A 9920-nucleotide genomic window follows, 5' to 3' on the forward strand; every position below is an offset into this window, starting at 1 on the left:
TGCTTTGGCTGTCACCCTCCTTTTATCTCCTCAGCATACTTTCTGATACACCACCAAATTTTCAATAAATTACGATAAGTAAAGTCGTTGTATCAATAGCAATGCCAGCTAAAATTAAACTTTAGCCAGCATTAGAATAAACAGCTCACTAAGCAAAACAGACTTGCCCCAGTACCACATTTTTACTTGCGCCAGTAACCGCAGGCAGGTTACCCGTTTCTCCCATTAAAGTTTGCTGAGCTAGCCATGCAAAAGCAACGGCTTCTACCCATGTAGGATCTAGGCCTAACTCGGCAGTCGTCGTCACCTTACATTGTGGTAAGTGAGCTTGCAACCGCGTCAACAAATAGGCATTGAGCGCGCCGCCACCGCAAATATATACAGCACTATCACGTTGTTCTACAAAAGGTTTGATTTGCATACTAGCAGTAATGGCGGTCAATTCAGTGAGCGTTGCTTGTATATCGGTGGCTGAGCAGCTTGTGCCAGTATCTTTTGACTCAAATGTACTCAGCTCATCTTGTAGCCATGCCAAATTAAAATCTTCACGCCCCGTACTTTTGGGATAAGGTTTTATAAAAAATGGATGTTCCAACAGTTGGTTAAGTAATGGCTCAATCACTTGTCCCGACTGCGCCCATGCACCATCTGCATCATAATCTTTACCAGTATGTAGTAATGACCATGCATCCAATAATAAATTGGCTGGCCCAGTATCGTAGCCAATAACTTGATCTTTTCCATTGGCAGGCAAAACGGTAATATTGGCAATACCGCCCAAGTTCAATAACACGCGTGTACTGTCATGCGTGACAAACAGTGCTTGATGAAATGCTGGTACCAATGGCGCACCTTGACCACCAACGGCCATATCACGACGACGAAAATCACTAACCACACTGATACCTGTACGCTCAGCGATGATATTGGCATCGACTAATTGCAATGTGAATCCCATCTGCGGACGATGGCGCACGGTCTGACCATGACAGCCAATGGCCAGTACGGCATCGGCATCTATATTTGATTGTTTTAGTAGCGTATTGACCACATCACTGGCAAACTCAGCATACTGTTTGCTTGCCCAACCAAACCAGTCCAGCTCGCTATTGGGCTCATCGTCAGTTGGCGTTAACTGACTCACACCTTTGGGCTGGCACAAAGCCAACAGAACCTCACGTAGGCGCTGCGGAAAATCCTGACTGTAGCTCGCTACCAGTTGCATGGGTGTCGTTGTATCATCATAAAAGCGGCATAGTACAGCATCCATGCCGTCCAAGCTGGTTCCTGACATCATACCAATATACAGACCATCGTCAAAACTTTCAAAAAGGGTCTGCTCAAGCGTATCGGACAGTGATAAAAAGTCTGATTCTATATCGGACCCCAACTCAGTCTGTCTGTCAGCGACAGCACTAAAATCAGAAGTATCTTTTCTCTCATCTGCAGGCAGCAGCTTAGTCATGGCAATTTACCTTAAAAAACGCTAATATATCTGCCAAATTCTAACATCTTTTGACAGCGACGAGATTCTAAATCATTCAAACGCTGTAACCCTTTAATAAAGACAATATAGAGACTCTCATGACTGAGCATACATACACCCTAGAAGAACAACTTGCCTTAATTCAACGCGGTACACAGGAAATCCTATCTGAAGAGGATTTGGTTAAGAAGTTGAAACTGAACCGCCCATTGCGCATCAAGGCAGGCTTTGACCCTACGGCACCTGATTTGCACTTAGGTCATACTGTGTTGATCAATAAGCTTAAGCATTTTCAAGACTTGGGTCATGAGATTTATTTCTTAATCGGTGATTATACGGCCAAAATTGGCGACCCTTCTGGCAAAAACAGCACACGTCCGCCATTGACCGATGAGCAAATCAAAGTTAATGCGCAGACTTATGCTGAACAGGTTTTTAAAATTTTGGATAAAGAAAAAACCAAGATTGTCTTTAACTCCGAATGGTTCAAGGATATGTCAGCGGGTGACATGATTCAGCTTTCTAGCCAATTGACCGTCTCACGTATGCTTGAGCGCGATGATTTCTCTAAACGCTATGCAGCACAAACGCCGATTGCCATACATGAGTTTTTGTATCCGCTGGTGCAAGGTTATGATTCTATCGCCCTAAAAGCGGATGTTGAGCTGGGTGGTACTGATCAAACCTTCAATATTTTGATGGGTCGCACGCTACAAGGCCGCTACGGTCAAGAGCCGCAAGTATGCATCACGGTACCAATCTTAGAAGGGTTGGATGGTGTCAACAAGATGTCTAAATCATTGGGCAACTATGTTGGTATTTATGATGCACCAGGTACTATGTACCAAAAACTGTTATCAATGCCGGATACTTTGATTCGCCGTTACTTTGAGTTTTTAAGCTTTAAGCCAATGGAAGAAATTGAAGGCTTAATGAATGAAATGGAAGGCGGTCGCAATCCACAAGAAATCAAACGTATCTTAGCCGAAGAGTTAATCGAGCGCTTCCATGACGCTGATGCCGCTGCCAATGCCCACAAATCTGCCGGTAACGTCTTAGCAGATGGCGAGCTACCAGTTGACTTGCCAGAAATTACCTTAGATTTAGAAGGACAGGATGCGTTATTTATCACGCAAATTCTAAACCAAGCGGGACTGACCAAAAACAACTCAGCAGCCAAAGACATGGTAAAACGTGGCGCAGTCAAAGTAGATGGCGAAGTCGTTGATGGTGGCTTTAGCTTAACCTCAGGTCAGACGGTCGTGATTCAGGCTGGCAAAAAGGCTTATGCAAAAGTGACGGTGGGTTAAATTAAAATAACACATTTACAAACTTGAGCTATAAATAAAGATATAATATTAATTATATTTTTACTTTTATTTGATTAGGAACTATAGACATATATGGCAAGTCGTCAGCTAGTGACACATTCTCCTAAAGCTTTAACTCATTATCGAAAACAGATGTCGCTATCTGTAGATTTGCTTGCCAAAAAATCGAATACTAATTTGAAGAAAGTTCTCATAGGTGAAACAGAATCCGAAGTTTTCACTGTGAAACAATTAGAGAGTATTGCCAAAATACTGATTGTACCTACCCATTATCTCACAATGGATAAGCTCTATAGTAAAAATATTCCAAAGTATATTGATCATAGAAACTACTCAGATAAAAACTCAGATGATGAGGATTTATATGAGCTAAATAAGCTAATCAGTGAAGTTTATAAAGATAGAGAGAATCTATTACATGTATACGATGCTATCGAAGAAAATCTTGGAGACTTCCAGTTAAGCTTATTAGGGAATGATGCACAGGAAGATGCTCAACGTATTCGAGATTTCCTAGATGTGGATAACGCTCGTCTGACTGTTGAGGGGAGCGACTACTATAAATCATGGCGCTTATTATTAGAGAAAAAAGATATTTTAGTTCTAGAGAAATCTAGACTTAGTATCGGTTCAGAAGGTTTATCTCTTTACTATGACGTATTACCTATTATAGTTATTATTACATCTGGTCAGACTCCATCGAGAAAGCTCTTTACTTTAATTCATGAACTAGTACATTTAGGTCTAAGACAAAGTGCTTTAGATGGTCATATCTTAGAAGCTGATAATAGTACTGAAAGTTATTGTAATGAAGTAGCAGGCCATGTATTAGTTCCTACTTCAGTTATAAATAAAATTTACGATGAAAAAAAGCAATTAACTGAGAATATTGCGTACATTCGAAAAGCTATTAAAGTCAGTTATGATGCTATCGCTATACAGTTAAAGCAAATAGGAAAAATCTCACAGAACGAATTAAATACATATTTTGCTAATAAGCAGAAAGAAATGGATGAAAAGGATAGTGGTTTTAGAGTCAGTTATAAAAAACACACTACCTATAATCATTTTGGTAAGATTTATATTCAGCAAGTGTTTTCAGCCGTTTGGGAGGATGCACTGAGTTTAGGTAGTGCTATGAGAATTCTAGGTATTGAAAAAATGAGTGATCTAGACCATCTAGAGAAGAAGGCTTTTACATAATGACATTAATGTGTTGTGTGGATACTAATGCGTTACTAGATATATGCTATCGTTATTACCCTAATGATTCTTTTACAAGTTTATGGGATGGACTAGAATCTGCTGTTATGGCAGGGCAAATACGTTTTATTCAATCCGAGCATATTAATAAGGAAGTTGAAGGGAAGCTTACTCAGTTCGGTTATCCTAGAAACAATTACGATGATTTCATAAGACGTCTTAAAGTAGATGTAATAAGAAACAGTGATTATGCTCAAGATCTAATTAGCTTAAAAGGAGATTTGGCTAGCAATGTGCCTTTCATCACTAAAAAGCGAGAAACGTTCCTAGATAATTTAGATGAAGACTTATCAAACATCTCAGTAGCATCCATCAAGAATGCGAAAGTTATTACTAGTGAACAGGGCTTTAATAAAGATATTACTAATCCAGTTTTAAGCAAACAGACTCAATTAAAAATTCCTGATGTCTGTCGTTATAAAAATATTCCTTGTAGCAATTGGTTAGACGTCTTCACTCACTTAGGTATGAGGTTTTAAGCTATCATAATATCCCAAGGCATTTACCGCCACTACAAAGGCAGTCTCTATCAAGTATTGCATACGGCGCAGCATTCAGAAACCGAAGAATCGCTTGTGGTTTATCGTTGCCTATACGGTGAATATGGCGTGTGGGTTCGTCCCTTAACGATGTTTACTGAAACAGTTATGGTAGATGGCAAGCAAATACCACGGTTTGAATTGATTAAAGACTTAAACGATTAGTTTCAGTTTTCTGCGAACATATCTCACCGCTGACTTAACAAAAAAGCGACTTTGAAAGTCGCTTTTTTCTATCTATTCACACCAATGTTTTAAAGTTCAACTACTCAAAAACTGCCTTAACACCTTATAAAACCCGATGGGCGCATCCATTGGTACGGCATGTCCTGATTTTGGTAAAACAATACTATGTGCATTGGGCAGCATGGTAACCAAACGTTGTTGCCACTCTGCGCCATATAACTGCGAACGCCCGCCGATCAGTAGCGTGGTCGGAATATTTACCCTTGGCAATACGGCTCGGTAATCGTAGGGCAGCTCAACATAAGCAGACAGGCAGCGCAGTTTGTGCTGCCACGTGGCGTGTTTCATCAGAGCGATTTTATGTGGTGCGCGATAACTCAAAGTTTTTGTCAATATCTGTGAAGGCTTGGTACCGACAGAAAGCAGCGAAAACGAGCGTTCCACTGTCAATAAATTTTCTTTTAATTGATAAGGTAGATGCCGAAAACTATCAACTTGCTCCACCTGCATATAAGGTGCTGCATGAGTGATCAAACGTGTGAACTGCGCAAATAACTCGGTTTGCCGCGTGCCAAATACGCCGCCACCTTGCCAATCAGGCTGATTGTGAATAATCGGTGCTTGGTCAATATTCAAATAGCGGCTCACGTATTGAGTACCAAAGCGCTGAAAATACGCCCACATGACCAACGCGCCCATGGAGATTCCAGCCACATGAAATGCCTCAACCCCAGTTTCTTCACGCATATACTCAAATACTTGCTGAGTATCCTCTGCATATTGCTCAATAAAATCAAACGTTGGCAACATTAGATTACTGGCCAACCCAAACCCTCGAAAGTGCGGCAGATAAAATTGGTAATGCTGAGTCAACGGTAGGATGAACGGCAAAAACTGCCGCGCATCCATCCCAAAAGCGTGTAGCAGCAAGACAGGTTTACCTTTACCAATGATAGAAACGGGCAACGGTGTACCATCAGTCGCCGTGACATGAGTGGTTTGTAATTGATACTGCTCAGGCGTTTTAAATGTCGTTTTGAACATATGGGATATCATTGGCTTATATTGGCTATGTATGACGTGGCACAGCGCTATAGTTAAGTTCACATAGTTTCGATACAAAGAAACCGAGTACAAGCCATACATGAGTATGGCTAGCAAGGGTGACGATGTAGCGAATTTACATGAGTTGGACTATATTACTGCCACAGTTTGGCATAATTGGCGTCACTGATATTAGCGATATCTAATGTTGCTAGCATCTCGCGTAGGGTAGTCCAGCGCTCGGCATTTGGTTTGATAGGTGCTATCAAGCGTTTTAGCGTATCATTGATAATGTCATCCATTAATGCTGATGGCGCCTCGCCCGTATAACCATAATAAATCTCGCGTGCCTGTTGAGGATTGTCGATACATAGCTGTGCCATTTCTGTACTAACCGCGACGAACTGTGTCAATGCGTCCGACTTTTCTTGCCAGATACTATGTGTGGTCATCAGCTCCAATGCCGAAAAATTAGGATACGGTGATAGATGCTGATCGATAAAGGTATACTCAAGCCCAACATAATTGGCTTCAATGCCTTCAAAATTATAAAAGCATAACCATGCACCATCAAATTCACCTGCGGCATCGCCTTCTTGTAAGTTTTGTAGATGTTGAAAATCGGTTTCAACAAAATCCACATTATCAATATCTAGCACAAAACCATTTTTCTTGGCATAGCGGCTTAAAATCTCAAAGCCAATTTTATTGGTAATAGGGTTTGATGCGGGCGTTGTGATACGAATCGGTTGGTTATTGTGCAATTTATCAAGGCTGCTTTGCTTAATAAGCACGCCGCCATCAGTCACAAAAAAACAGCCCAATGCTTTTAAGTCTTCAAAATAATGCTCAAATAAATGAATCGGCTCGTTCACGTGCAAATCAATATTGCCTGCTTCTAGCTCTGCAAACCCATCATAATGTTCTGTAGGCTCTATCATATTAATATCAAGCCCCGCCTTAGAATAAGCACCAGTATGAATACCGGCAATAAAAGGCAGATGGTCTGGATTTAAAAACCATTCTAGCGTCAACGTTAGCGGTGCATTAGCCATTAAAGTGTCCTTATAATTATTAATAAATAACAGTATGAGTGATTGCGAAGTCTCATTTATTGATCATCGATAGATAAATAAATGCGTCCACAAATAAGAAAGTTGACCATATCACAAAACAGCGGTAAAAATGACCAAAAAATAGGCCGTCACACAGTATCAAAATAAGATACTGTGTGACGGCCTGATAGTAATGATGTTAACGCTTAATACTGACTAACTGTCGTCTTTTGCAATCGTCAGTCCATTATACGTTTGCGCAACAGGCATCACTTCTAAGCGGTTGACGTTGATATGTGCAGGCGACTCGATAAGCCATATTAAAATATCACCAATATCATCGCCAGTCATATTTTTGAACCCGTTATAAACCTGTGCAGCTTTAGCATCATCACCGTGGTAGCGTACGTTCGAAAACTCAGTACCACCGACATTACCCGGCTCAAGATTGGTAACACGGACTTGGGTTCCCAATAAATCAGCACGCAAGTTTAAGCTAAACTGCTTCACAAAAGCCTTAGTCGCGCCATATACATTGCCACCAAAATAAGGCCAGCTACCAGCAATCGAACCAACATTGATAATATAACCGCTATCGCGGGCAACCATCGCTGGCAATACCGCATGGGTTAATGCCATCAGGCCTTTGATGTTGGTGTCAGTCATGCGCATCCAATCTTCTAACTTAGCGTTTTGAGCAGGCTCAGTACCCAGTGCCAAACCAGCATTATTTACCAACACATCAATTTGACGAAACTTTTCAGGCAAGTCAGCGATAATTTGAGGGATAGTGTCGGTATCGCTCACATCCATAACGACTGGCAAAAAAGCCTCACCTAAAGTCTCTGCCAAAGCATTGAGTTTATCAAGGCGTCTAGCACAGCCAATCACTTGGTGACCGTTTGCCACCAAACGTTCAGCCAGTGCCTTACCAAAACCCGCGCTTGCGCCTGTAATTAATACGTTCATCATCCATCCTTATCATTGAGGTTGTATGCTTCTGTCATAATGTTTATGAGCACTATTTAAGTTAGTGCGCCTTAAGTTAGTGTATCTTAAATAGTGTATCTAGAGCCTATCATTCAGGTTAGAGATATGCTCTAGATAATTACTTATTTATTTGATAACTGTTTACCAAAAATCTTATCACCAGCATCACCCAGACCTGGGATGATATAACCATGCTCATCCAAATGGCTGTCTAGCGCAGCGGTATAGATTGTCACGTCAGGATGCGCCTCATTGACCAAGCGCACACCCTCAGGTGCGGCCACTAATACGAGTGCTTTGATATTGGTGCAGCCATTTTTCTTTAGCATCTCGATGGTCGCAACCATTGAGCCGCCCGTGGCTAGCATTGGGTCAATGATGAGCGCAGGGCGTTTGTCCATGTGGCTGACGAATTTTTCAAAGAAAGGCACTGGCTGTAGCGTTTCTTCATCACGCTGTAAACCCACAACAGAAATCTTAGCAGTAGGGATGAGATCGAGCACCCCATCAAGCATGCCAATACCTGCACGCAAAATCGGTACAATAGTCGCCGTTTTACCGATGATTTGCTCACCAGTAATTTCACCACACCAACCTTGCATTGGGAAAGTCTCGATTTCAAAGTCACGGCTGGCTTCATACGCCATCAATCGGGCAAGCTCTTTGGTTAACGTACGAAACTTATAAGTACTACAGTCTTTTTCACGCATTAAGCTAAGTTTATGACGGACTAGTGGATGGTCGATTACTGTAATTTGTAAATCGTTATTTAAGTCGCTCATGAGTACTCTCTTGATTTTGGGCTGATGCTTACGCAATTGCTGCGGTTGCTATTAATATAAAGGATACAAACACCTACCGCTCTCAAACTGCATCGCTAGCATATAAATAGTAAAGTAAGGCTCTGCACAGTAAAGCCAATTAGTTGCTTACATTACTGTGCAGCAGTGTTCACTTAGCGCAATGACAATATTTGCGTTCACAGCTGCCGTCAAAGCCTAACTATTTAGGCTTAGTAAGCTAACTAAACCAGTTAAATATAACTATATAGTATGATTCTAAATGAGGTAGTGTTTAGGCTTGCTATGATACCAAAAAAACCACTTTTCTGATGAAGAATCTTATGACTACGCGCTCATCTCATACGAATGATAATCCTGATACCAACTCGATATTGCCTGAAACGAGAGCAGCAGAAATAGAAACGCATCCGTTTCCACCTGTCTTACCGCCCAATGCGACGGTTATGATGATGGGCACATTTCCACCGACCAGTGAAAAATGGGCAATGCGCTTCCATTATCCAAACTTTTATAACGATATGTGGCGCATCTATGGGCGCGTGTTTTTTGATGATGCAGATTATTTTCGAGTAGGGGATGAGAAGCGTTTTGACCCAGAGCGTATTCGCGCCTTCATGTTTGAGCGCGGGATCGCGTCTTGTCCAACTGTTAAGCAAGCCATTCGCGAAACAGGCAATGCTTCGGATAAAAACTTAACGGTGGTGACGCCAGTCGATCTAGATAATATTTTGACGCAAGTGCCAAAGGTGGAGACACTGTTCACAACAGGCGGTAAAGCGACTGAAGTACTGCTGAATTTGTTGAATAATCCACCGGCCAAATCTAAATATCCAAAGACCAATCAGAGTATGGACTATCCTTACGAGTGGCAGAGTGCAGATCATCAAAAAACTGACGTGAATAATCTAACTTTATATCGATTACCATCCACTTCACGGGCCTACCCTTTATCCTTAGATAAAAAAGTCGCTGCTTACAAGGACTTCTTTAAAAAGATAGGTAAGCTCTAATAATAATCGTTTATAAGAATTAAGACTTTAAGCGGGCTAACCCATTGAAAGTATTAGCCTATTAAAAGTGGCATAAAACTAAATAAAAAACCTTTAAATAAAGTATTGACACTGTGTATAAAGCGTCTATAATACGCACCTCATTAGGGAGAACTGGCGTTAAGTGGGGTATTAATTACCTAATTAGAACCCAGTTAACTCAATGAAACGAGA

General features: G+C 41.2%; 10 protein-coding genes. 5 read left to right on the top strand and 5 right to left on the bottom strand.

All coding sequences use genetic code 11. The features are described from left to right. Positions 1-148 precede the first annotated feature (148 nt). On the bottom strand, positions 149-1465 hold the full coding sequence (locus EI164_RS11840; RefSeq protein ID WP_192520161.1) for an anhydro-N-acetylmuramic acid kinase: 1317 nt from the start codon (positions 1463-1465) through the stop codon (positions 149-151). Between the two features lie 119 nt (positions 1466-1584). Between EI164_RS11840 and tyrS the strand changes: the two genes are divergently transcribed. The 4 genes from tyrS to EI164_RS11860 all read left to right on the top strand — a co-directional run bounded on the left by tyrS (position 1585) and on the right by EI164_RS11860 (position 4784). Then, positions 1585-2796 (top strand): tyrosine--tRNA ligase, encoded by a 1212-nt coding sequence (gene tyrS, locus EI164_RS11845; RefSeq protein ID WP_192520162.1) that lies wholly within the window; start codon positions 1585-1587, stop codon positions 2794-2796. 93 nt (positions 2797-2889) lie between these two features. Then, positions 2890-4020: an ImmA/IrrE family metallo-endopeptidase gene (locus EI164_RS11850; protein WP_192520163.1), complete on the top strand. Its 1131-nt coding sequence runs from the start codon at positions 2890-2892 to the stop codon at positions 4018-4020. Between the two features lie 17 nt (positions 4021-4037). Further along, a complete protein-coding gene (locus tag EI164_RS11855; RefSeq protein WP_192520164.1) occupies positions 4038-4559 on the top strand; it encodes a DUF4411 family protein in 522 nt (173 codons plus the stop codon). Between the two features lie 3 nt (positions 4560-4562). Further along, positions 4563-4784 (top strand): DUF1653 domain-containing protein, encoded by a 222-nt coding sequence (locus tag EI164_RS11860; protein WP_192520169.1) that lies wholly within the window; start codon positions 4563-4565, stop codon positions 4782-4784. A gap of 96 nt (positions 4785-4880) precedes the next feature. On the opposite strand, the gene EI164_RS11865 is transcribed toward EI164_RS11860, so the two are convergent. The 4 genes from EI164_RS11865 to upp form a co-directional block, all read right to left on the bottom strand. Next, the gene (locus EI164_RS11865) at positions 4881-5849 is read right to left on the bottom strand and encodes an alpha/beta fold hydrolase (RefSeq protein ID WP_192520165.1); all 969 of its coding nucleotides are present in this window, start codon (positions 5847-5849) and stop codon (positions 4881-4883) included. A 155-nt stretch (positions 5850-6004) separates the two neighbouring features. Continuing rightward, complete coding sequence (locus EI164_RS11870; RefSeq protein WP_192520166.1) at positions 6005-6904, bottom strand: ABC transporter substrate-binding protein; 900 nt, start codon at positions 6902-6904, stop codon at positions 6005-6007. Between the two features lie 216 nt (positions 6905-7120). After that, on the bottom strand, positions 7121-7873 hold the full coding sequence (locus EI164_RS11875; RefSeq protein ID WP_192520167.1) for an SDR family NAD(P)-dependent oxidoreductase: 753 nt from the start codon (positions 7871-7873) through the stop codon (positions 7121-7123). Positions 7874-8016: 143 nt separating this feature from the next. Then, positions 8017-8676, bottom strand: a complete 660-nt coding sequence (gene upp, locus EI164_RS11880; RefSeq protein WP_192520168.1) for a uracil phosphoribosyltransferase — start codon at positions 8674-8676, stop codon at positions 8017-8019. Between the two features lie 464 nt (positions 8677-9140). On the opposite strand from upp, the gene EI164_RS11885 reads away from it, so the two are divergent. After that, positions 9141-9707, top strand: a complete 567-nt coding sequence (locus tag EI164_RS11885; RefSeq protein WP_413038461.1) for a DNA glycosylase — start codon at positions 9141-9143, stop codon at positions 9705-9707. The last annotated feature ends 213 nt before the right edge of the window (positions 9708-9920 follow it).

This window comes from Psychrobacter sp. FME13, assembly GCF_014861395.1.
GTDB lineage: Bacteria > Pseudomonadota > Gammaproteobacteria > Pseudomonadales > Moraxellaceae > Psychrobacter.

What these genes read in the sequence shown, in the direction of transcription:
- EI164_RS11840 (WP_192520161.1), bottom strand. Translation starts at nt 1,465, where the DNA reads ATGACTAAGCTGCTGCCTGCAGATGAGAGAAAAGATACTTCTGATTTT.
- tyrS (WP_192520162.1), top strand. Translation starts at nt 1,585, where the DNA reads ATGACTGAGCATACATACACCCTAGAAGAACAACTTGCCTTAATTCAA.
- EI164_RS11850 (WP_192520163.1), top strand. Translation starts at nt 2,890, where the DNA reads ATGGCAAGTCGTCAGCTAGTGACACATTCTCCTAAAGCTTTAACTCAT.
- EI164_RS11865 (WP_192520165.1), bottom strand. Translation starts at nt 5,849, where the DNA reads ATGTTCAAAACGACATTTAAAACGCCTGAGCAGTATCAATTACAAACC.
- EI164_RS11870 (WP_192520166.1), bottom strand. Translation starts at nt 6,904, where the DNA reads ATGGCTAATGCACCGCTAACGTTGACGCTAGAATGGTTTTTAAATCCA.
- EI164_RS11875 (WP_192520167.1), bottom strand. Translation starts at nt 7,873, where the DNA reads ATGAACGTATTAATTACAGGCGCAAGCGCGGGTTTTGGTAAGGCACTG.
- upp (WP_192520168.1), bottom strand. Translation starts at nt 8,676, where the DNA reads ATGAGCGACTTAAATAACGATTTACAAATTACAGTAATCGACCATCCA.
- EI164_RS11885 (WP_413038461.1), top strand. Translation starts at nt 9,141, where the DNA reads ATGATGATGGGCACATTTCCACCGACCAGTGAAAAATGGGCAATGCGC.